This window comes from Streptomyces sp. NPDC050418 (assembly GCF_044458745.1).
Classification (GTDB): Bacteria; Actinomycetota; Actinomycetes; order Streptomycetales; family Streptomycetaceae; genus Streptomyces.
The window spans coordinates 140,172-161,908 of the sequence record NZ_JBITIG010000017.1 but is presented as its reverse complement, the minus strand read 5'-3'; the positions used below and the strand labels follow the sequence as shown (position 1 = coordinate 161,908).

General features: G+C 72.9%; 17 protein-coding genes and 1 pseudogene. 11 read left to right on the top strand and 7 right to left on the bottom strand.

Features of this window, described 5'->3' with window-relative positions; all coding sequences use genetic code 11:
* Positions 1–8 precede the first annotated feature (8 nt).
* Genes ACIBI4_RS33140 through ACIBI4_RS33125 form a run of 4 tightly spaced genes read left to right on the top strand, consistent with a single transcriptional unit; the run spans position 9 to position 4,159 of the window.
* Complete coding sequence (locus tag ACIBI4_RS33140; protein WP_399207913.1) at positions 9–956, top strand: ABC transporter ATP-binding protein; 948 nt, start codon at positions 9–11, stop codon at positions 954–956.
* Entirely contained in the window at positions 953–2,476 is a 1,524-nt protein-coding gene (locus tag ACIBI4_RS33135) for an ABC transporter permease subunit (RefSeq protein ID WP_399207912.1), read from the top strand. The genes ACIBI4_RS33140 and ACIBI4_RS33135 overlap by 4 nt, the downstream gene beginning before the upstream one ends.
* Positions 2,469–3,317 carry an ABC transporter permease gene (locus tag ACIBI4_RS33130; RefSeq protein WP_399207911.1) on the top strand — a complete coding sequence of 283 codons (849 nt, stop codon included), beginning with the start codon at positions 2,469–2,471 and terminating at the stop codon, positions 3,315–3,317. The genes ACIBI4_RS33135 and ACIBI4_RS33130 overlap by 8 nt, the downstream gene beginning before the upstream one ends.
* 26 nt (positions 3,318–3,343) lie before the next feature.
* Positions 3,344–4,159 carry an alpha/beta fold hydrolase gene (locus ACIBI4_RS33125; protein ID WP_399207910.1) on the top strand — a complete coding sequence of 272 codons (816 nt, stop codon included), beginning with the start codon at positions 3,344–3,346 and terminating at the stop codon, positions 4,157–4,159.
* Positions 4,160–4,215: 56 nt separating this feature from the next.
* On the opposite strand, the gene ACIBI4_RS33120 is transcribed toward ACIBI4_RS33125, so the two are convergent.
* Positions 4,216–6,156, bottom strand: a complete 1,941-nt coding sequence (locus tag ACIBI4_RS33120) for a P-loop ATPase, Sll1717 family (RefSeq protein WP_399207909.1) — start codon at positions 6,154–6,156, stop codon at positions 4,216–4,218.
* Between the two features lie 86 nt (positions 6,157–6,242).
* Between ACIBI4_RS33120 and ACIBI4_RS33115 the strand changes: the two genes are divergently transcribed.
* Positions 6,243–6,812, top strand: a complete 570-nt coding sequence (locus ACIBI4_RS33115; protein WP_399207908.1) for a PDZ domain-containing protein — start codon at positions 6,243–6,245, stop codon at positions 6,810–6,812.
* Between the two features lie 36 nt (positions 6,813–6,848).
* Here the strand turns inward: ACIBI4_RS33115 and ACIBI4_RS33110 are convergent, their stop codons facing one another.
* The gene (locus ACIBI4_RS33110; protein ID WP_399207907.1) at positions 6,849–7,601 is read right to left on the bottom strand and encodes a phosphodiesterase; all 753 of its coding nucleotides are present in this window, start codon (positions 7,599–7,601) and stop codon (positions 6,849–6,851) included.
* A 166-nt stretch (positions 7,602–7,767) separates the two neighbouring features.
* Here ACIBI4_RS33110 and ACIBI4_RS33105 point away from each other — a divergent pair, with 166 nt between their 5' ends.
* A complete protein-coding gene (locus tag ACIBI4_RS33105) occupies positions 7,768–8,394 on the top strand; it encodes a LysE family translocator (RefSeq protein WP_399207906.1) in 627 nt (208 codons plus the stop codon).
* Between the two features lie 104 nt (positions 8,395–8,498).
* Positions 8,499–9,623 carry an aminopeptidase P family protein gene (locus tag ACIBI4_RS33100; RefSeq protein WP_399207905.1) on the top strand — a complete coding sequence of 375 codons (1,125 nt, stop codon included), beginning with the start codon at positions 8,499–8,501 and terminating at the stop codon, positions 9,621–9,623.
* Positions 9,624–9,626: 3 nt separating this feature from the next.
* Here the strand turns inward: ACIBI4_RS33100 and treZ are convergent, their stop codons facing one another.
* Positions 9,627–11,411: a malto-oligosyltrehalose trehalohydrolase gene (gene treZ, locus ACIBI4_RS33095; protein ID WP_399207904.1), complete on the bottom strand. Its 1,785-nt coding sequence runs from the start codon at positions 11,409–11,411 to the stop codon at positions 9,627–9,629.
* Positions 11,412–11,644: 233 nt separating this feature from the next.
* On the opposite strand from treZ, the gene ACIBI4_RS33090 reads away from it, so the two are divergent.
* Together ACIBI4_RS33090 and ACIBI4_RS33085 are read left to right on the top strand one after the other, a co-directional pair.
* A complete protein-coding gene (locus ACIBI4_RS33090) occupies positions 11,645–12,205 on the top strand; it encodes an FHA domain-containing protein (RefSeq protein WP_399207903.1) in 561 nt (186 codons plus the stop codon).
* Between the two features lie 209 nt (positions 12,206–12,414).
* Positions 12,415–12,858: an SSI family serine proteinase inhibitor gene (locus ACIBI4_RS33085; protein WP_399207901.1), complete on the top strand. Its 444-nt coding sequence runs from the start codon at positions 12,415–12,417 to the stop codon at positions 12,856–12,858.
* Between the two features lie 24 nt (positions 12,859–12,882).
* Here the strand turns inward: ACIBI4_RS33085 and ACIBI4_RS33080 are convergent, their stop codons facing one another.
* From ACIBI4_RS33080 to treY, 3 genes and pseudogenes are all read right to left on the bottom strand, one after another.
* Positions 12,883–14,199 (bottom strand): M14 family zinc carboxypeptidase, encoded by a 1,317-nt coding sequence (locus ACIBI4_RS33080; protein WP_399207900.1) that lies wholly within the window; start codon positions 14,197–14,199, stop codon positions 12,883–12,885.
* Positions 14,200–14,318: 119 nt separating this feature from the next.
* A pseudogene (locus tag ACIBI4_RS33075) lies at positions 14,319–14,513 on the bottom strand (dihydrolipoyl dehydrogenase); the annotation flags it as partial.
* Between the two features lie 315 nt (positions 14,514–14,828).
* Positions 14,829–17,243 (bottom strand): malto-oligosyltrehalose synthase, encoded by a 2,415-nt coding sequence (gene treY, locus ACIBI4_RS33070; RefSeq protein WP_399207899.1) that lies wholly within the window; start codon positions 17,241–17,243, stop codon positions 14,829–14,831.
* A gap of 159 nt (positions 17,244–17,402) precedes the next feature.
* On the opposite strand from treY, the gene ACIBI4_RS33065 reads away from it, so the two are divergent.
* Positions 17,403–18,617 carry an MFS transporter gene (locus ACIBI4_RS33065; RefSeq protein ID WP_399207898.1) on the top strand — a complete coding sequence of 405 codons (1,215 nt, stop codon included), beginning with the start codon at positions 17,403–17,405 and terminating at the stop codon, positions 18,615–18,617.
* Here the strand turns inward: ACIBI4_RS33065 and glgX are convergent.
* Positions 18,592–20,718, bottom strand: coding sequence for a glycogen debranching protein GlgX (glgX, locus tag ACIBI4_RS33060; RefSeq protein WP_399207897.1), 2,127 nt, complete (start codon positions 20,716–20,718; stop codon positions 18,592–18,594). The two genes, ACIBI4_RS33065 and glgX, sit on opposite strands and share 26 nt — an antisense overlap.
* A gap of 173 nt (positions 20,719–20,891) precedes the next feature.
* Between glgX and ACIBI4_RS33055 the strand changes: the two genes are divergently transcribed.
* Positions 20,892–21,683, top strand: a complete 792-nt coding sequence (locus tag ACIBI4_RS33055) for a Tat pathway signal sequence domain protein (RefSeq protein ID WP_399207896.1) — start codon at positions 20,892–20,894, stop codon at positions 21,681–21,683.
* The last annotated feature ends 54 nt before the right edge of the window (positions 21,684–21,737 follow it).

The following is a 21,737-nucleotide window of genomic DNA, read 5'->3' as shown; positions in this document are numbered from 1 at the left end:
CCCTGGGTATGGAACCCATCCACGGCGCAGGCACGGTCCAGGTCAAGGGACTGCACAAACGGTTCGGGTCCGTCACCGCACTCGACGGCCTCTCGTTCACTCTCACTCCCGGTCAGGTCACCGGCTTCGTCGGCCCCAACGGCGCCGGCAAGTCGACGACGCTCCGGATCGCGCTCGGCCTCGACGCGGCCGACGGCGGCGAGGTGCTGATCGGCGGACGCCCCTACAGCGCCCTGTCCACCCCGCTGCACGAGGTCGGCGCGCTCCTCGACGCCGCCGCGCTGCACCCCAGCCGCAGCGGGCGCGACCACCTCCTGTGGCTGGCGCACTCGCACCGCATCCCCGTACGGCGGGTCGACGAGGTGCTCGAACAGGTGGGCCTCACGCCCGCCGCGCGCCGCAGGACGGGCGGCTACTCGCTCGGGATGCGCCAGCGGCTCGGCATCGCCGCCGCCCTGCTCGGCGACCCGCCCGTGCTCATGCTCGACGAACCCGTCAACGGACTCGACCCCGAGGGCATCCGCTGGATCCGCGGCTTTCTGCGCTCGCTGGCCCGTGAAGGCCGTACGGTCCTCGTCTCCAGCCACCTGATGAGTGAACTGGAGGACAGCGCCGACCACTTGGTGGTGATCGGCCGCGGCCGCGTCATCGCCGACACCAGCGTGCGCGAGCTGCTCGCGGCCGCGTCCGGCGACCGGGTGGCGCTGCGCACCGGCGCCCGTACGGAGGCGATGACGGTGCTCGCCGCGGCGGGCGCGACCGTGGCGGCGACCGGCCGGGACACGCTCACCGTGTCCGGTCCGAGCCCCGAGAAGGTGGTGCAGCTGCTCTCCGGAGCGGGGATCCCCTTCTCCGAGGTCTCCGGGCACCGGGCCACCCTCGAAGAGGCCTATATGGAACTGACCGGCGACTCCCTGGAGTTCGCGGCGCCGCCCGTGCCCGAGGAGGAGTCATGACCGACACCCGCACCCCGCCCGTCACCCCGTACCGTTCGACCGCCGTACCGCCGGGCCGCGACGGCTTCGCGCAGGTCCTGCGCGCGGAGTGGACCAAGCTGCGCACCGTACGCCGGTGGAATCTCACCCTGCTCGGCGCGATCCTCCTCACGGTGTTCATCTCGGTGTTCGCGGCGTCCAGTTCGCAGGTGTCGATCGGCGGAGGCGACGCCGACCGCGGACCCGAGCCCACCGGGCCCGGGGGCGTACGGATCCTCGACGGGTTCCGCTACGTCCACCAGGACCTGCCCGGCGACGGCGGCATCACCGTCCGGGTCTCGGACCTCCGCTCCGTGGAAGGGGGGACCTCCGAGTGGGCCAAGGCGGGCGTGCTGATCAAGAAGACGGCCGAGCCCGGATCCCCGTACGCGGCCATGATGCTCACCCCCGGGCATGGCGTGCGGATGCAGCACGACTTCGTGCACGACACGGCGGGCAGCAAGGCATCGGCCGACGACCCGCGATGGCTGCGGCTGACCCGCGACGGCACCACGCTCGCCGGGTACGAGTCGGCGGACGGCAAGGACTGGAACAAGGTCGCCGCGGTGGAGGTGCCGGGCCTGACGGGCGGCGTGCGGATCGGCATGTTCGTGACCTCGCCCATGGTGAGCGAGATGGACCGGAAGTTCGGCTCGGTGGATGTCGGCACGGAACCCTCACGCTCCACCGCCGTCTTCGACCACGTCACCGCCGAGGGCGCGAGCGGCAGCCGGCAGCACGACAACGTAGGTGACCAGCCCATGGCGCCCGGTGAGTCCGAGGAGTCCGGCGGCACCTTCACCCTCACAGGATCGGGGGACATCGCGCCCGCCTCGTACGACACCGACCTCGGCACGATGAGCCTCAGCGGTACGCAGCTGGGTCTGGTCCTCGCCGCCGCGCTCGGTGCGCTGTTCGTCACGGCCGAGTACCGGCGCGGCATGATCCGTACGACCTTCGCGGCCAGCCCGCGCCGCGGCCGGGTGCTGCTCGCCAAGGCACTGGTGATCGGCGGGGTGACGTTCCTCGCCGGTCTGATCGCTTCGGTGGCGTCCTTCCTGATCGCGCAGCCGATCCTGCGGGGGAACGGCCACAAGCCGCCCCAGTTCCAGGAACTCCACCTCACGGACGGCCCGGTGCTGAGGGCCGTGATCGGGTCCGCCGTGCTGTTCGCCCTGGTCGCGGTCCTCGCGCTCGGCCTCGGCGCCCTGCTGCGGCGTACGGCGGGTGCGGTCGCCACGGTCGTGGTGCTCTTCGTCGCCCCGCTCGTCCTGATCAGCTCGCTGCCGCTCGGCTTCGCCCGCTTCCTGCAACAGGCCACACCCCTGGCCGGGTTCGCGGTCCAGGAGACCGTGACGCGCTACGACCAGGTGGCGAGCCTGTGCCTGCCCGAGGAGGGCTGCTACCCGCAGGGGCCGTGGCTCGGACTCGGCACGCTGCTCCTCTACGTCCTCGTCGTGCTCGGGCTCGCGGTGTGGCGGGTACGGAGGCGCGATGTCTGAGGCCCTGCTGACGGCGGGAGCGCCGATGACCGCGGTGCGCCCCAGGGTGCGGATGACCGCCGCGGTGCACGCCGAGTGGACCAAACTCCGTACTCTGCGCAGCACGTGGTGGCTGCTGCTCGCCGTCGTCGTGTGCACGGCCGGCGTCGGCGCCCTGACCACCGGTGCGCTCTCGGCCGGCGACTGTCTGGCCGCGCGCACCTGCGACGAGGACACGGTGAAGCTCAGCCTCACCGGGGTCTGGGTCGGGCAATCCGTCATGGCGCTGTTCGGGGTGCTCGCGGTCACGGCCGAGTACGGCACGGGCACCATCGGCGCGACGCTCGCCGCCGTACCGTCGAGGCTGCGGGTCCTGGCGGCCAAGGCAGTGGTCGTGGGCGCGCTCGCTCTGCCGGCCGGCACCGCCTCGGTGGCCGTGTCGCTGTGGGCCGGCCGCCTGCTCGTCCTCGACGCCGGGTTCACCACCGCGGCCGGCTACCCGCCGATCAGCCTCGCCGACGGGCCCACGCTGCGGGCGGCCTGCGGCGCCGTCCTGTACTTCGTGCTCGTCTCACTCATCGGCCTCGGCCTCGGCGCCGCCCTGCGGGACACCGCGGGCACCCTCACCGCGGTCTTCCTGCTCCTGTACGGATTCCCGCTGGTGGCAAGTCTGTTGGCGGATCCCGACTGGATGGAGAACGCGCAGCGCGTGTCGCCCACGTCGGCGGGCCTGTCGATCCTCGCGACACGGAACCTCGACGCGCTGCCGATCGGGCCGTGGCCGGGACTCGGAGTGGCGGCGCTGTGGGCGGTCGGCGTGCTCGGCGTGGGGTGGGGGGTGTTGCGGATCAGGGACGCGTGATGTCCGTACCGACGACAGGACCTAGCATGACCGTCCGACTTCACGACGGAGGTACCGAGGTGCGAGAGCTGTTCCTGCCCGCCGCCGGAGCCCGGATCCGCTGGATCCTGCTGAACCCGGGCGCGCGGGACGCCGGTCCGGCCCGTGTGTTCGTGCACGGCCTCGGCTGCAGCGGCGCCTCCGACTTCGCGGAGGTCGCCACGCGCGCCCCGCTCGACGGCCGGATGAGCGTGCTGGTCGACCTGTTCGGCCACGGCTACAGCGACCGGCCCGCGGACTTCGGCTACCGGATGCGGGAGCAGGCCGACGCGGTGGCGGCGGTCCTCGAGCACGAGGGGCTGCGCGATACGGAGCTGATCGGGCACTCGATGGGCGGCGCGGTCGCCATCGAACTGGCCGCCGCGCGCCCCGACTTGATCGCGAAGCTCGTCGTCGCCGAGCCGAACCTGTTCCCCGGCGGTGGCTTCGCCAGCAGTCCCATCGCCGCGCAGGACGAGGAGGCCTTCGTCGCGGAGGGCTTCGCGCGGATGCTGGCCGGCCACAAGCACCCCGACAGCGCGGCCCGCGTGCGTCTCACCGACCCGCGCGGCCTGCACCGCAGCGCCACCGCCATGGTCGAGGGCACGGACCCCAGCTGGGGCGCGCTCCTCACGGACCTGGACCGGCCGCGCGCGTTCGTGGTGGGCGAGCGCACCCTGCCCGACCCGGAGACGGAGCTGATGGCGGCGGCGGGGGTGCCGGTGGTGGAAGTGCCCGCGGCCACGCACAACATGATGATCGACAACCCGCAGGGCTTCGCGGACGCGGTGGGGCGCGCACTGGGGGTGGCGGAGGCGGGGTGAGGACGCGGGTGACGGCCGTCAGCCGGTGCGCCTCGGCCCCTCACCCACTGGACCCCTCACCCACTGGACCCCCCGAGCCCCGAACTCCCGGTGAACCCGCCGAGCCGCGCCTCCAGGTCCGCCGCCTGGTCCGCGAGTTCCCTGGCGAGGGCCTGGGCGCCGGCCTCGCCCTCGCGGTCCTCCAGGCCGCTGTCGCGCAGCGCGGCGGCCTGGCCGCGGAGGTAGGTGATGACGGACCTGGTGTGTTCGTCGGCGTGACGCAGCAGTGAGTTCTCCGGGCCGAGGCGGTCGTCGAGCGCGTCCTGGGTCTCCTGGTGCAGCCGCTGGAGCTGCTGCGCCACCTCCTGCCGGGTCGTGTCCGGCAGCCCGCCCGCGCGCCCGATCCGGCGCAGGAGCAGATCGCAGCTGCGCACCACGTTGGCCGCCAGGTCGATCTCGCGCCGGGTGTGGCTCACCCCGCCCCACGACGACCCCGCGATCCGCAGCGCGGGCCGCCATGGTGTGACCGGCACGGCCTCCCTCGCCCGCAGCGCCTCGCGGAAGCACGGATGGATGTGGAACTCCTTCTCGTCCGGCTGTACGGGCGGCGCGAACCCGCCCGCGTACACGATCTCCGTGCCGCGCCGCACCCCGAGGAAGCCGACGGAGTACAGCACGCCGATCACTGCCTCCGGCGTGAACGACTCGGTGTACGCGGGGTACTGGCGCGCCATTTCCTCGCGCACGGCGAGCAGCCGGTGCCCGGTCGCCGTCCGCGTCACGACATACCCCGCGTTGCGGTACAGCTCGAGCAGGGCCTGCAGGAACGGATGAGCGACGAGGTACTCCTGGACGAGATCCTTGAGCTTCCACTCCGAGAACTGCTGCCCCGCCTCGATCACGTCGTCCTCGGTGATCCTCTCCCGGCCGTAGTACTCGGCCCGGTCCCGGCACGCGTTGAGGTACTGGATCGCGTCGCGCGGCCGGGGCAGCGTACGCGAGAAGAGATACGCGGCCGTCTCCTCGCCGCGCACCTGGCGCGGGAAGACCTGGTGCCACAACTGGTCCTCGCTCAGACCGGACTGGAGCGAGGCCTGCGCGCGGGAGAGGGCGAGGCGGCGCAGCAGCGTCTCGGGCCAGTCGATGCGCAGCTCGTAGCTGCGGAACTTGTCGCCCTCGCCGAACGTGAGCGAGTCATAGATGTCGGAGCGCAGGAACACCAGCGCGCGCACCGCCCCGGGGTACTTCACGGCCGCTTCTTTCGCGGCCAGGAGCAGCCCGATCACCATCGAGTTGGCGTCCGCCTGCGCCGACCAGACTTTCTCCAGCTGGTCCACGAGCAGCAGCAGCGGCGGGTGTGTGGCGGCGCAGCGCAGCTCGTCGAAGGCGCGCGCGACCGCCTCCTCCAGAATCTCCAACTGCCGTCCCGCGCGCGTCCCTTCGGACGGCTCGGCGAGCGTACGGTCCACACCGATCTGCACCCCGAACGCCCCGAGCTGCAGTCCCGTCGTCTGCATCCGCCGGCGGCCCTGCTCGGCGAGGTCCGCGAGCCGGCCGCTGGGCAGCTCACCGTTGTCGCGCAGGAACTTCCGCAACTGCTTCACGGAGTTCGGCTTCTCGCCGTGCGCGTCCCGCGCGTGCTCCACGAGGTGCCGGGCCGCGTGCAGCGCGAACACATAGCGCCAGATCACGGACTTGGCGGTGTCCCCGGTCAGACCCTGCAGCTCGAACTGCCGGATCTCGTCCCCCGCCGCGTCGTCCGGCGTGATCAGCACGGACGCCCAGCCGGCGGATCCACCGCCCGCCGCGCCCGCGCCCGCGCCTTGCTCGGCGAGGTGCATGCAGATCGCGCTCTTGCCGGACCCCTTGCGCCCGATGATCAGCATCTTCCGCCCGGAGACGGCTGCGTTGTACGCGGCCGTCTGCAGGAAGCCCGCCCGTAACAGGCCGTTCGCCATGTCCTGTTCGGCCTCGTCGTGCCCGAAGTACAGGCGTTCGACGATGGACGGTTCGGTCATCTGTCCCCCTGCCGTGACGGTTCGTCACTCTTTCGTGAATCGTTCCCCGGCGGCCCGCAGGGTAGAGCACTCCGCGGAGGCCAGCCATGGAACAGACAGTGTTGCGACCCAAGCCGATGCCCGGCCGCGCACCCGCGCCGGGACACCGTCCGCACGCCGTCCGGCGGCGCGCGAGGCGGCTCAAGACCGTACTCGGTACGAGCGTGATCGCGCTCGTTCTCGTACTCGCCGGGATCGGACTCGGCACGGTGGGGGCCACCGTGATCGGGATGAGCAAACTCGCCGATCTGCAGCGGCAGGCGGCGTCGCAGGGCGCTCCGCCCGCGGGGAAGAAGCCGCCCTCGCAGCCCCAGCCGCAGGGCGGGCAGGGCGAGTCGGTGGGCCCCGCGCCCGCGACCCTGGGGATCGAGGCCGTCAACCCGTCCGACGGCAAGGGCGCCCGCCTCGTGGGCGTCCACCAGCCGGGGCCGGGCTACACCGCGGGCCTGGTCCGCGGCGATCTCGTGACGGAGTTCGCGGGCAAGTCGGTGGACTCGGCTCACGATCTGGCCCGGGCCGTGGCGGCGGCGAGGCCGGGGAAGGCGGTGAGCGTCGTCGTACGCCACGAGAACGGCGAACGGCAGACGCTGTCGGTGACGCCGGGGGTGGTCACCTGACCGTGGGGCCGGTGGCGCGGAGGCCGGGCCGGGAGATCACGCGGCGGCTGCCCGCCGGACGCTGCGGAAGTGCGTGGTCAACCGGCCCTCGTCGTCCAGGACATGGAGCGCGAACCCGGGGTCGGCGTCGAGGTCGGCCACCGCGTCGCCCTCCCAGGGCAGCCGCAGCGTCCAGGTCACGCCGGGGCCGACGGCGAGCGGCCGGCCCGCGAAGACCGTGGCGGCCGGGGTGTGGGCGTGACCGGAGATCAACGCCCGGATCTGCGGCCGCCGTTCGAGAAGGTCCGCGAGCGGGCCGGGCTCGTTCAGCGGGTACGAGTCCGGCAGCGGGGCGTGCAGCGGGACCGGCGGGTGGTGGAAGGCGAGCAGGGCGGGGGTGCCCGGCGCCAGGCCGTCGAGGGTGCGCTCGATCCAGTCGTACGTCTCGGGCGCGAGCCGCCCGTCGTCCTGGCCCGGGATGCTCGTGTCGCACATCAGGACCGCCGTGCCGGAGATGACCTCGACGCTGTTGACGGGGGCGTCGGAGGCGGTGCCGCCGAGCAGCGACTTGCGGTACGGGCCGCGCACGTCGTGGTTGCCGGGGCAGGTCAGGACCGGGAACGGCATGCCGTCCAGGAGCCGCGCCGCCTCCTCGTACTCGGACTCGGTGCCGTGGTCCGCGATGTCCCCGGTGACCAGGAGCGCGTCCACCGGCAGCTCCCGCAGCCGCGCGCACACCCGGGCGGCGCGCTCGCCGGCGCGGTCCGTTCCGTCGAGGTGGAGATCGCTGATCTGGGCGAGGACGAGCACGATGCCTCCCGTGGGCGATTAATGGTTAGTGAGCATCTAACCGTTAGCTGAAGGGGGTGCGCAAGGGGTCGTTCGCTCGGCGCGGGTGGACCGAGGGCGGACCGCGGGCGGACCGCGGGCTGAAACGCCCTGGCGGCAGCGTCCCCGTACGACGCACCATGGGCGGATGCTGAGCACCCTCCTCGCCTTCCTCGGCGCCTGCGCCCTGATCGCCGCGTCCCCCGGCCCCAGCACCGTGCTGATCATCAAGAACTCGCTGCGCAGCAGGCGTTCCGGCTTCCTCACCGTGCTCGGCAACGAGACCGGGGTCTTCCTGTGGGGCGTCATCGCCGCCTGCGGCCTGACCGCGCTGCTCGCCGCCTCCCAGCTCGCGTACGACGTGATGCGGATCGCCGGCGCGGTCGTCCTCGTCGTCTTCGGGATCCAGACGCTGTGGGCCGCGCGGCGCCGCAAGGGCGCAGCGCAGGAGGCGGAGGGCTGGGAGGCGCCGGAGCGGTCCGGCTGGTCCTCGTACCGCGGTGGGCTGCTGCTCAACCTGGCCAACCCCAAGGCCGCGATCTTCGCGATGTCCTTCCTGCCGCAGTTCGTCCCGGCCGGGGCGCCCGAGCTGCCGGCGATGATCGCGCTCGCCGCGGTCTGGGCCGTGTTCGAGGTCGGCTACTACGGCGTGTACGTGTGGTGCGTGGGCCGGATGAAGGCCTTCCTGTCGCGGGCCCGGGTGCGCAGGCGCCTGGAGCAGGTGTCCGGGGGAGTGCTGCTCGCGCTCGGGGCGCGGCTGGCCCTGGAGGGCTGAGAGCGGGGCGGGAACCTCGGTCCCGGCGGTTTTCCGGGTCGCGTCCGCGGCGGCGCCCGGGGGAGGATGGCCGGGTCGAAGCCGCACCGAACGAGGAGCACGCGATGTCCACCGCCCCCGCGCCGTTCACCGCCGACGACTATCTGGCCCGGATGGAGCGCGCGGCAGCCGCCGCGGCCGACGCGGGGCTCGACGGAGTCCTCATCGCGCCCGGGCCCGACATGGTGTGGCTCACCGGGTACCAGCCGCCCGCCGAGACCGAGCGGCTCACGATGCTGGTGCTCGCCGCCGGGCAGGACCCCGTCCTCGTCGTCCCGACGCTGGAGGCGCCCGACGCCGAGAAGGCCGCCGGCGCACCCGCCCTGACCCTGCGCGACTGGACCGACGGCAAGGACCCGTACGCCGTCACCGCACCCCTGCTCGACATGGACGGCCGCTTCGGCGTCAGCGACAACACCTGGGCGCTGCACCTCCTGGGCATCCAGGGACAGCTTCCCGGCACCACCTACACCCCGCTCACCGCGTCCCTGCCGATGCTGCGCGGGGTGAAGGACGCCCATGAGCTGGAGCGGCTCGCGGCCGCGGGGGCTGCCGCCGACGCCACGTACGAGGAGATCAAGAAGGTGCGGTTCGCGGGCCGCCGGGAGAACGAGGTCGCCGGTGATCTCGCCGGTCTGCTGCGGCAGTACGGGCACGAACAGGTCGACTTCACCGTCGTCGGCTCCGGCCCCAACGGCGCCAACCCGCACCACGAGGCCGGTGAACGCACCATCGAGCACGGCGACATGATCGTCCTCGACTTCGGCGGCCTCATGCACGGCTACGGCTCCGACACCTCCCGTACCGTCCACGTCGGCGAACCGACCGCCGAGGAGCAGAAGGTGCACGACATCGTGCGGCAGGCACAGGAGGCGGGCTGTGCGGCGGTGCGGCCCGGCATCGCCTGCCAGGAGGTGGACCGGGCCGCGCGTGCGGTGATCGACGACGCCGGGTACGGCGAGTACTTCATCCACCGCACCGGGCACGGTATCGGCGTCACCACGCACGAGCCGCCGTACATGATCGAAGGCGAGGAGCAGCCGCTCGTGCCCGGGATGTGCTTCTCCGTCGAGCCCGGGATCTATCTGCCGGGCCGGTTCGGCGTCCGCATCGAGGACATCGTGACCGTCACGGAGGACGGCGGGCGGCGCCTCAACACCACCGCCCGCGAACTGGCCGTCGTCGAGTAGCGGTCACATCGGCGCGAGCAGGACACAGGACTCCGGGGCCAGCGTCAGAACCCCGTCAGGACCCGGAGCCGTGGTCCGCTCCCACGCCGCGAGCACCCGCGCGGCCCCGCCCTGCAGCGGGATCCGCGCGGTCTCCTTGCCGAAGTTGACGGCGATCCGCAGATCGCCGCGGCGCAGCACCAGCCATCGCTCCCGCTCGTCGAACGCGACCCGCAGCGCCGCGAGATCGGGGTCCGAGAGGTCGGGCAGGCTGCGGCGCAGCGCCACCAGCTCCTGGTACCAGGCCAGGACGCGGGCGTGCGGCGCCGTGCCGGCCTCGGACCAGTCGAGGCAGGAGCGCTCGCGGGTCGCCGGGTCCTGCGGGTCGGGTATCCGCGCCGCTTCCCAGCCGTGTCCGGCGAACTCCCTTCTGCGGCCCGTGCGCACGGCCTCGGCGAGCTCCGGATCCGTATGGTCGGTGAAGTACTGCCACGGCGTGGACGCCGCCCACTCCTCGCCCATGAACAGCATCGGAATGCACGGACCGGTCAGCGTCACCGCCGCCGCGCACGCGAGGAGGCCGGGGGAGAGGGTGGCCGCGAGCCGGTCGCCCTGTGCCCGGTTGCCGATCTGATCGTGCGTCTGGCTCGCGCCGACCAGGCGGAACGCGGGGGTGCGGACCCGGTCCACCGGGCGGCCGTGGACGCGGCCGCGGAAGGACGAGTACGTGCCGTCGTGGAAGAAGCCGTGCGTCAGTGTCTTGGCGAGCGCGGCGAGCGGCGCCTCGGCGAAGTCCGCGTAGTAGCCCTGGGATTCGCCGGTCAGGGTGGTGTGCAGGGCGTGGTGGAAGTCATCGTTCCACTGCGCGTGCAGACCGAGGCCGCCGCGGTCGCGCGGGGTGATCGTGCGCGGGTCGCAGCGGTCCGACTCGGCGATCAGGAACAGCGGCCGGTCCAGCTCGCCGGCCAGTTCGTCGACGGCCCCGGAGAGCTCTTCGAGGAAGTGCAGCGCGCGGCCGTCGCGCAGCGCGTGCACGGCGTCGAGCCGCAGCCCGTCGAGGCGGTAGTCGCGCAGCCACGCGAGCGCGCTCTCCAGGAAGTACGCCCGCACCTCGTCCGAACCCGGGGCGTCCAGGTTGACCGCCGCACCCCACGGGGTGTCGTGCGTGGCGGTGAAGTACGGGCCGAAGGACGGCAGATGGTTGCCGGAGGGGCCGAGGTGGTTGTGCACCACGTCGAGGACGACACCGAGGCCCAGCTCATGGGCCGCGTCGACAAAGCGCTTCAGCGCCTCGGGGCCGCCGTACGGCTCGTGCACCGCCCACGGGGCCACGCCGTCGTAGCCCCAGCCGTGCGTGCCGGGGAACGGGCAGAGCGGCATCAGCTCGACATGGCTGACGCCCAGCCGCTTGAGATGCCCCAGGCGCGCGGCGGCCGCGTCGAGGGTGCCCTCGCGGGTATACGTGCCGACGTGCATCTCATAGAGCACGGCGTCACGCAGTCCGGCGCCGCGCCACGCGTGCTGCCAGGTGTACGCGGCCGGATCGACGACCGCGCTCGGCCCGTTCGGACCGTCGGGCTGCCGGCGCGAGCGCGGGTCCGGCAGCAGCGGGCCGCCGTCGAGCGAGAACCCGTACCGGTCGCCGTCGCCCGCCTCGGCCTCCGCCACCCACCAGCCCGCCCGGACCGGATCACGCGACACCTCGCGCTCGGCGCCGTTGAGCCGCAGGGTCACTTGCCGGGCATCAGGTGCCCACACCTCGAACAGCACGGACGATTCCCCCTCGTCGTCGTATGTCGCGAGGTCCATCGTGCTGCACAAGTGATCGCCGCGGAGCAGCTTTTCACGGGTCGGGCGGCGAACACCGCCCGCACGCGGTCCGCCCGGACACGTCCCGCCCCGGGGCGGTCCGTCAGGGCCGGGGACGCCGTGCGGTCGCGCCCCGGCCCTGACGACGCCCCCAGGGGTCCGCGAAGGGCGGAACCGGTCCCGGATCTGCGGTTTTCTGGACAGCCGCGCGTGACTCGTCGACAATCGCGTACGTGACGTCCTCCTTCGAGTTCCCGACGTATCCCGCCCGGGTGTCGGACGCCGAGCGTGACAAGGTGCTCGATGCGCTGCGCGACGGCGTGGCCCAGGGGATGCTCTCGCACGACACTTTCGTGCGGCGGATGGAGCTCGCGCTCGCCGCACGCCGCTCCCACGAACTCGCGCGGCTCACCGCCGATCTGCCCGGCCGTGACAACGGCGGCGGGCGGATGATCGAGGCGCTCACGGGCGCGGTCGGTGCGGTCTCCGCGTTCGGGATGCGGATGCGCCGCGCGTGGGATGCCGAACGGCTGCCGAAGCTGCTGCTGCCGCTGCCGGGCCCCTTTCCGCTCCGGATCGGCCGCGGCGTCGACAACGGACTGCGCCTGAGCCACGAGACCGTCTCGCGCAGCCACGCCGAACTGGTGCTGCAGGGCGGCATCTGGGTGCTGCGCGACCTCGGCTCGACCAACGGGACCTCGGTCAACGGCCGCCGTGTCGTGGGCGCGACGGTCGTGCGCGAGGGCGACCACATCGCGTTCGGGTCGATGCGGTTCCGGCTCGCCACGCAGTGAGCTGCCGGTTCGCCACGCAGTGACCCACCGGTTGGCCACGCGGTGACGTTCACCCCTCAGGGCCAACCGGCGCACAGCAAACCCTTCTTGGGCGTCCCGTTCGGGTGAGTTCGGCTGCTCACCGGCGACGGCGGCACCGCTGCGGGCCGCGGTACGGGCTTCACTCCGTACCGCCAACTCCACCCCCAGCGAGGAACGGTGAGCTCCCCATGACCACTTCGGCACGGACGACCGCAGTCAAGGCCCTGTGCGCCACGGCGGCCGCGGGCGCGCTCCTCATCGGCGCCGCGGGCGCCGCCGCCGCGGACCATGCACCGGACCGGGCCCCCGCGCTGCCCGGCAACTGGATGTTCGTGGGCGTCATGCAGGGCGACGCCGAGCTCGGCGACCTGGACGGCCGCCTCCTGAACTGCCCGCCGGGCCCGGGCACCACCCACCCGGACGCGGATGCCGCCTGCCGCACGCTCGACCGGGTGGATGGCGAGATCGCGGACATCAGGCCGCGCGAGATCGCCTGCCCGATGATCTACAAGCCGGTCACGGCGGTCGCGTACGGCATGTGGGACGGCACGCGCCGGACCTACTCGAAGACCTTCGCCAACGACTGTGCGATGAACGCCTCCACGGGCGGGGTCTTCGACTTCGCCGGGTAGTGCGCGCTCGGCACCAGGCTCCGCCTACGCCGCGTCCGCGTCCACCCGCGCGTGACGCGCCGCCGTCAGGACCGTCCGGGCCTGGTGCTCGACCTGGTGCTCCAGGGGAACCCAGCGCGCACGGAACGCCGTCGCGAACTCCTCGCACCAGCGCACCACCAGGCGGTCCAGCTCCTGCGCGGCCGGATCGCCCGCCGCCTTGAGGGTCCTCAGGAGCATCGCCCCGGCCCGCAGCGGCAGCCGCCGCCCGAAGGCGTCGATGCTGGAGACATACGTCCGCGTCGCGCCCGCGGGCGGCGGCTGCAGCCAGTCGTCCGCCAGACCCGGCACCAGGTCGAGCGCCCAGCGGCTCGCGCGCAGCAGCGGTGCGAGGGGGTGCGGAGGCTCCGCGTCGGTATCCGCCGCCGCGTCCCGTGGATCCAGGAACGCGGCGGAGTAGGAGCGCCCCAACCGGGCCCGCGCCAGGACCTGTTCGACCTGCTCGGCCTGGGTGCGCAGCCGCCGCGACACCTGGCGCAGCGCGCCGCCGGGGTCGGGGTGCGGGCGGGAGTCGTCGACCAGGTCGCTGGCCCACATGGGGACTTCGACGATCGCGGTCATCCCGCCGTAGCGGTGCGCGCGGTACCAGGTGGAGCGGGTGACGTCCTCGGGCAGGCTCGGGAACGGGACCTCGGTGCCGGGCCGCGGCATCACATGCACACCGGGCCCGGTCACGGGCCAGCCCGCCGCGTCCGAGGTTCCCGTCTCGACCGGGATGTGCAGCTGGGCCGCGGACTTCGCGAAGGGTTCGGCGAGCCCCGGTATCTCCCGGGTCAACTGCACCCACGTACCGCCCAGATCGGTGCCGTGCAGCGACACCTGGAGATACGGCTGCAGCTCGTCGATCAGGCGCAGCAGCGCCGTCGCCTCGGGCGGCAGGCGGTCCGGGGGGAGTACGGAGGGCGCCCACTCGGGCTGTTCGGGACCGGCGGGCCGGAAGAAGTGGCGGTGGTAGTCGAGCAGCGAGGCCGGCCTGAGCGAGCGGTGCAGGCTCGCGCCGTCCGGGTCCGCGCAGAGCAGGAAGTGCCACGACGTGCCCGTGCGCAGCCGGTGGTCGGCCGCTACCCGGCGTGCCAGATGCAGCGCCGTGGGGCCGCCGACCGGTTCGTTGGCGTGCGCTCCCGCCACCACCAGCACGGCACGCGTGGCGTGCCCGATGGAGAGCAGCTGCAGGGGCCGGCCGGAGCGCGAGCTGCCGACGCGGCGCAGCCGGCACAGCCAGGGCTGCTCGGCCGCCAACACCCGGGCGGACAGGACGAGTTCCTTCACTCTGGGGTAGTGCTGCTCCGTCAGGTGACTCACCCCCGTGTAAGCCTGTCCGGCCGCGGACAGGCGCAGGTCCGCCCGGCTCGCGCACCCGCAGTACCCCATGCGCCGACCCCGCTGTCAAGGTGGCCGAATCGCTCTCCGGCACCGCGTGCCTACTCTTGGTGCAGACCGCGTCCGGCGAGGGTGAGGAAGGTCTCGGCGACCGCCTCCGAGAGCGTGGGGTGGGCGTGGACGCGCCGGGCCACGTCGGAGGGTTCGGCGTCCCGGCCGACGACCGGCCGGCTCGCGACGGTCGTCTCCGGGACGTGCGGCCCGACGAGGTGCACGCCGAGCACTCGGCCGGCCGCCCTGGCGCCGGAACCGGCCCTGGAACCATCCGTGGTGACGTGCCCCGGAACCGCCCGAGGCAACGCGCAGGGAGGCGGCCTCGGCGACCACCTTCACCAGGGCGCCCGTCCGGGGCGAGCCCCGGGAGAGTACGCGGTCGTGAGCCCGTCGCGAGCACGCTGCCGCACCGTGCCCGGTCGTCGCGCCCTCCGGCGCGCACGTCGCGCGGCCCCGCCGGCTCGGCCGTCGCACGCACCACCCGCACGCCGCCGAGCGCGGCCGGGCCCGCGAGCAGGCGGGTTCCGCGCCACGCAACGCCGTCGGGACCGGGCACGCTACGGAGCGGGCACCAGCAACGCGACCCCCCACTCGCCGACCGCCTCCGCCACCCGCACCGCCCCTTCCAGCACCCGCTCCCCGTCGCCGAGCACATCCACGTACCGCCCGGGCGGCAGCCGCAGCTCCGTGTCGCGCCAGCCGCCCGCCTCCGCGAGGCGCAGGGAGAGCCGGGTCGCGACGGTGATCACGAAGGAGGCGATCCCGGAGCGCGCGAAGGCCACGCAGTGCGCGGCCGCCGGGCCCTCGGCCGTCAGGGGAAGGTAGCCGCCGAACTCCCCGTAGCAGTCCACGTGTTCGCGGCGCATCCGCAGCGCCGTCTTAGTCACGAAGAGCTTCTTCTCGTCCAGGCCCCATCGCTCCCGCCCCTCTGCCAGGCGGTGGAAGCGCTGCTCGCGGAACTCGGCCTCGCGCCGGTTGTCCGGGTCGACGAGCGCGCGGAAGGGGTGCTCCGTGCCCTGGTAGAGGTCGGGGACGCCCGGCATCGTGAGGTGCAGCAGTGTTGCCGCGAGCACGTTCGTCGCGACGGGGGTGCGCAGTCCGCCCGCGAACTCCGCGACGAGGTAGAGCGGCGGCCCGCACGGCCCCGCGTCCACGAACTCCTCGACCGCCGCCTCGTACCCCGGATCGCGCTCGGTCCACGACGTGAAGAGCCCCGCCTCGCGTGCGTGCTTCAGCAGCACCGCCTTCATCCGGTCCGGGTGGATGAACCCGGTGCCCACCGCGGTCTGCCAAGCGGCCCACGCGAGCTGGGGGTCGGGCGCGGGCGCGTCCTGCGTCATGGCCGTCACGCGGGCCAGCAACGCGGCCCAGCGGTCCGGGCATTCGGACAAGGCGGCGATGGCGAGCCGTACGTCGGCGCTGCGCTTCGTGTCGTGCGTGGACAGGACCGTGCCGCTCGTCGGCCAGTCCCGCTGAAGCCGCGCACAGAACGTGTGGAACGCGTCGGGGCCGAGCGCGGGCCGTCCCGGATCCCCGCCGACCTCCGAGGCCGACAGGAGCGGCGTGTGGCGGTAGCAGGCCGTGTCCTCCACGGCCTTGGCCCGCAGCGCCGACGCCGTCTGCGCGAACCTGGCCCGCAGCTCGGTGTGCGCGGCGTCGGCGGCGTGCCCGAGCAGCAACTCCCGTACGAAATCGACAGCGTCGGCCTCCTGCGGCACCGTGAACGCCGTCCGGGCCGCGGCCGCCGCGTCGTCCGTGAGCACCCGGCGCACCGCCTCGCCCGTCCCGTACGGCCGGTACACCGGCAGCCGGACGAGCAGTTCGCGCAGCGCGGTGCGCAGCGCCCAGGGCGCGTGGTCGCGGTGGGCGGGCGCGGTCGCACAGCGCTGCACGGCGCGGACGAGGCGGTCCACCTCGGCGGCCAGTTCATGCGTCACGACTTTGTACGCGGCCCGGCGCACCGTCGCCGTCCAGCTGCCGCCCCGGTCGGGCGCCGCGTCGGTGAACCTGCGGTACTGGCCGAGCAGTTCACCGGCCCCTGCCGGATCGACGAACAGAGCGTCGAGGTGCCGCAGCGCGTCGTAGCCCGTCGTACCCGCGACGGGCCAGCCCGCCTCCAGGTGCTCGCCGTCCGCGAGGATCTTCTCCACGACGGTCCAGCGCCCGCCGGTCGCCCGGTCGAGCCGCCGCAGATACGCGGTGGGGTCGGCGAGCCCGTCGGGGTGGTCGACGCGCAGCCCGTCCGCGACGCCCTCGTCGAGCAGCCGCAGCAGCGTGGCGTGCGTGGCGTCGAAGACCTCCTGGTCCTCGACGCGCAGCCCGATCAGCTCCGAAATGGTGAAGAACCGCCGGTAGTTGAGCTCCGTGCGGGCCAGCCGCCACCACGCGAGCCGGTACCACTGCGCGTCGAGCAGCTCGGCGAGCGGCTGCTCCTCGGTGCCCTTGCGCAGCGGGAACTCCAGCTCCCCGTAGCGCAGCACCTCGCCGTCGACCCGCAGTTCCGTGAGTTCCTCGCCGAGCCGGTGGGCCAGCACCGGCAGCAGCAGCTGCCCGCCGCCCGCCTGCCAGTCGAGGTCGAACCAGCGCGCGTACCGCGACTGCGGGCCCTGCGCGAGCACGTCCCGCAGCGCTCGGTTGTGCTGCGGGGACGCGGCCATGTGGTTCGGGACGATGTCGAGGACGAGCCCGAGCCGGTGGGCCCGCGCCGCGGCGGACAGCGACCGCAGCCCGTCCTCGCCGCCCAGCTCCTCGCGCACCCGCGAGTGATCGGTGACGTCGTAGCCGTGGAGGGACCCGGGCACGGCCTCCAGGACGGGCGACAGATGCAGATGCGAGACACCGAGCCGCGCGAGATACGGCACGGCGGCCTCGGCGGCGGCGAACGGGAAGGCCGGAGTCAGCTGCAGACGGTAGGTGGCCAAAGGGGCGGCGAACGAGTTCCCGGCGGAAGCGGCGAAGGGCACGGTCGTCATGCGAACGTACGTACCCCGATGCGCGCCTTTTGTGCCTTCCCCTCATGCACCCGCCGCGCGCCGCGTGGCTAGCGTCGGACGATGACTCAGGGGAGCGGTCCCTCGACGAGGGCACAAGAAGCGGGGGCACAGGAGAAGACAACCGGTGCTTACCGCCAGGTGATCGGACTGACCGGGGCGCTGCTCCCCGTCGTCTCGTTCCTCGGGCGGCTCCCCACCGCGACCATCCAGATGGGCAGCGTGCTGCTCGTCGCCGAGACCAGCGGCTCGCTCGGCACCGGCGGCGCCGTCGGCTGTGCGCTGGCGCTCGGGCAGGTGGCCATGGGCCCGTATCTCGGGCGGCTCGCCGACCGGCGCGGCCAGCGCCGTGTGGTGCTCGGCTTCGCGCTGCTCAACGCCCTGCTGATCACGGCTTTCACGCTGGCCGCGCTGTACGGACTCCCGACCCCGGCCCTGATCGCGCTCGCGGCCCTCGCGGGCGCGAGCCAGCCGGGGATCGGCCCGCTCGCCCGCGCCCGGATCGTGGCCCTCGCGCGGGCCCGCGGCGCGGACGGCCGGCTCGTCAACGCGGCCTTCTCCCTGGAGGGCACGATGGACGAGCTGTCCTTCGTGCTCGGCCCGGCCCTCGTCGGCCTCGCGGCGGTCGCGGGCCACCCGGCGTACGCCTTCGCCGTCGCGGTCGTCCTCGTGGCGGTCTGCGGCACGGCGTTCGCCCTGCACCCCTCCGCCCGCGAAGTACCGCTGCACGCAAGGGAAACAGGCACGGCGACACGCCCCGCCCGCATGCCGTCCTCGGTGCATCTCGTACGCGCCGGGCTCGTCCTCCTCGGGATCCTGCTCGGCGCCTGCGGAGCCGGGATCACCGCGCTCACCCGGGAGTTGGGACACGACGGCCAGGCGGGGCTCGTCTACGCGGCGATGGGCGTGATGAGCGCCGTCGTCGGCCTGTCCATGGCCGCACTCCCCGAACGCTTCGGACTGGCCCTGCGCTGGCGCATCGCCACGGCCGCCGCCGCGCTCCTCTCGCTGCCGCTGATCTGGACCGGCAGCATGCCGCTCCTGTACGCCGTCGTCACCGTCTTCGGCGCGATCTACGCACCCAACCTGATCACCGGCTTCGGCCTCACCGAACGCGCGGTGCCCAAGGAGCGGCTCTCCGAGGGCATGACCTTCGCGGTGAGCGCCTTCGTCGGCGGCCAGGCGGTGACCCTCGCGGTCGCGGGGCGCCTAGCCGAGGAGTACGGGGCCCACGTCGCGTTCGCGCTGGGCAGCGCGGCGGCCGCCGGCGCCTTCCTGGTCTCCCTCGCCGTACGGGAGCCACGCGCCGACCCCGCACCGGAACCCGACCTCAAGCAGGCCGCTGCAGCACCGTGAGACTGCGGTCCGTGAGCCGCAGCCGGTCACCGGCCCGCACCTTCGGACCGTCCTCGCCGGGCAGCCCGTCCGGACGCGCCGTGTCGAGGACGACCTGCCACTGCGGGCCGTGGTTCAGGGGCACCACGAAGTCGAGCGGCTCCGGCGAGGCGTTGAACAGGAGCAGGAACGACTCGTCCTGGATGCGCTCGCCGCGCGGGCCCGGCTCGGAGATCGCGTTGCCGTTCAGGAACACCGACAGGGCGCGGGCGTGCGAACGGTCCCAGTCGCGCTGCCGCATCAGCTCACCGCCCGGCGTGAACCACGCGATGTCGGTCAGCTCGCTCTGCGCGCCCGTCGGTTCCTCGACCGGACGCCCGTGGAAGAAGCGGCGTCTGCGGAACACCGGATGATCGCGCCGCAGCCGCGCCACGGCCCGCGTGAACGCCAGCTGGACGTTCTCCTCGGCGTCCTCACCCGGCCAGTGCACCCAGGCCAGCTCGCCGTCCTGGCAGTACGCGTTGTTGTTGCCGCGCTGCGTCCGGCCGAACTCGTCGCCGTGGCCGAGCATCGGGACGCCCTGCGAGAGCAGCAGCGTGGCGATGAAGTTGCGCAGCTGACGGCCGCGCAGCGCCAGGATGTCCGGGTCGTCGGTCGGGCCCTCGGTCCCGCAGTTCCACGAGCGGTTGTGGCTCTCGCCGTCGCGGTTGTCCTCGCCGTTGGCCTCGTTGTGCTTCTCGTCGTACGCCACCAGATCGTGCAGCGTGAACCCGTCATGGCAGGTCACGAAGTTGATGGAGGCGAGCGGCCGCCGGCCGTCGTCCTGGTACAGGTCCGAGGAGCCGGTCAGGCGCGAGGCGAACTCGGCGAGCGTCTGCGGCTCGCCCCGCCACAGGTCCCGCACGGTGTCGCGGTACTTGCCGTTCCACTCGGTCCACAGCGGCGGGAAGTTACCCACCTGGTAACCACCCTCGCCCACATCCCACGGCTCGGCGATCAGCTTCACCTGGCTGACCACCGGATCCTGCTGCACGAGGTCGAAGAACGACGACAGCCGGTCCACCTCGTGGAACTGCCGCGCCAGCGTCGCCGCGAGATCGAAGCGGAAGCCGTCCACGTGCATCTCGGTCACCCAGTACCGCAGCGAGTCCATGATGAGCTGCAGCACGTGCGGCGAGCGCATCAGCAGCGAATTGCCGGTCCCTGTCGTGTCCGTGTAGGAGCGCCGGTCCTCGCCGAGCCGGTAGTACGAGGCGTTGTCCAGGCCGCGGAACGAGAGCGTCGGCCCCAGATGGTTCCCCTCGGCCGTGTGGTTGTAGACGACGTCGAGGATCACCTCGATCCCCGCCTCGTGCAGCGCCCGCACCGCCGATTTGAACTCCAGGACCTGCTGCCCGCGTTCACCCCAGGACGCGTACGCGTTGTGCGGGGCGAAAAAGCCGATCGTGTTGTAGCCCCAGTAGTTGCTCAGCCCCAGATCGACAAGACGGTGATCGTTCACGAACTGGTGCACCGGCATCAACTCCAGTGCGGTGACCCCCAGTTCGGTGAGGTGCTCGATCACGGCGGGGTGCGCGAGCCCCGCGTACGTACCCCGTAGCTCCTGAGGCAGCGCCGGATGCAGCATCGTCAGACCCTTCACATGGGCCTCGTAGATCACCGTCCGGTGGTACTCGGTGCGCGGCGGCCGGTCGTCACCCCAGTCGAAGTACGGGTTGACGACCACCGACGTCATCATGTGCGGAGCGGAATCCAGGTCGTTGCGCCGCTCGGGTGCGTCGAAGTGGTACCCGTACACCGCCTCGCCCCACCGCACCTGCCCGCAGACCGCCTTCGCGTACGGATCGAGCAGCAGCTTCGCGGAGTTGCACCGCCGGCCGTGCTCCGGGTCGTACGCGCCATGGGCACGGAAGCCGTACCGCTGGCCCGGCATGATCCCGGGCAGATACGCATGCCGCACGAAGGCGTCGGCCTCCCGCAGCTCCACCGCCGTCTCGGACCCGTCGTCCTGCAGCAGACACAGCTCGATACGGTCCGCGGCCTCCGAGAACACCGCGAAGTTGGTCCCGGCGCCGTCATAGGTGGCGCCGAGCGGATACGCCTGTCCAGGCCAGACCTGCATGGCTCGACTCTTCCACTTCGGGGCCTCGGGCCTGAGGCGACTTCGGGAAGAGTTCCCCCTATCCGAGGCAACCACCCTTCGATTCCCCCCGTCCTACAGGCCGACCACACATACTCGGAACGTCTGCACCCGCAAAGGGGACAGGGTCGGACGGCTCGGACATAGGGGGAACAGTGCGCACACTCATGCACCGCCACCTGGGCAAGGTGGTGGCAGGTGCGGCCGTCGCGGTCACGGGGACCGCCGTGATGGTCGGCATCACGCTGCCGGGGACCGCCGAGGCGGGCGCGGGCAGCGGCACAACGGCCGGACAGCGCAAGGAAGTTCCGGCGCTGCCGCCGGCCCGCATGGAGGACGCGCCCGAGGAGGGCGACAAGGGCGTCGGCCGCGATCCGCTCACGGACGACGAGCTGAAGCGCGCCGACGAGATCGCCTCCGGAGCGGCTCAGCTCACCGCGGGCCGCGATGTCGAGGGGGACCGTGGCGTGCAGCATCTCGCCACGAATCTCGGCGAGTTGAGCCCTGCCGAGCTGGAAGGCGGCACCGTGCCGCGGCGCGCCGAGCTCACGTACTACGACTACAAGACGGACTCGTTCATCACGAAGACCGTCGATCTGGCCGCGGGCGAGGTCGTCGCCACCGACACGCAGCAGGGCGTCCAGGCCCCCGCGAGCCGCGAGGAGAACCGCGAGGCCACCGAGCTGCTCCTGGCGAGCCCGCTCGCCGACGACCTCAGGAAGGACTACGAGGACGCCACCGGGAAGCCGCTCACCAAGGCCGACCAGCTCCGGGTGCACAGCATGATCTTCCGCTCCGCCGCCGACGCGCCCGCCCCGGGCAAGCTCGCGGACTGCGGCAAGCACCGCTGCGTACGGCTCTTCCCGAAGGTGGTCAACGGTCCCTGGATCGACGCCCGTGACCTGGTCGTCGACCTGAGCGCCCGCTCCGTGGGCCGCCTCTCCTGACCTCGCGGCCGGTCCCTTCCGGCCCCGTGGCCGGACACTCCTGCCCTTCCCTGA